Genomic DNA, 406 nt, shown 5'->3' with positions numbered 1-406 from the left:
GTCCCGCCATCCAGCCGCCGATCTGCACGGTGCTGGTCTGTCCGGTCGGGATCAGGTCAGAAAGGTGTCCGCCGCTCAGGGCTGCGAGGCGATCGCTGATCTGGAACAGCTCGTCCAGGTCTTCGGAAATCACCAGAATGGCCGCGCCCGCATCGCGCAATGCGATCAGCGCACGATGAATGGCCGCTGCTGCGCCCACGTCCACGCCCCAGGTCGGGTGCGCGGCGACCAGCTGTTTCGGGTTCTGCATGATCTCGCGGCCCAGAATGAATTTCTGCAGGTTGCCGCCCGACAGGCTGCGCGCAGCGGTCTGGGCGTCCGGTGTCTTCACCGCAAAGCGACGGATGATCTCATCGGCCAGTGCCCGAACCTTACCGCGCTGAATCAGACCATGACTGACCAGACC

1 pseudogene is annotated in these 406 nt (G+C 64.5%); it reads right to left on the bottom strand.

The features are described 5' to 3' along the window. Positions 1–406 (bottom strand): annotated as a pseudogene (locus tag D7Y13_RS44175) (ABC transporter ATP-binding protein); the annotation flags it as partial.

Origin of the sequence: Corallococcus praedator (assembly GCF_003612125.1) — a bacterium.
Taxonomy (GTDB): Bacteria; Myxococcota; Myxococcia; order Myxococcales; family Myxococcaceae; genus Corallococcus; species Corallococcus praedator.
This window is presented reverse-complemented; position numbering and strand designations above follow the sequence as displayed.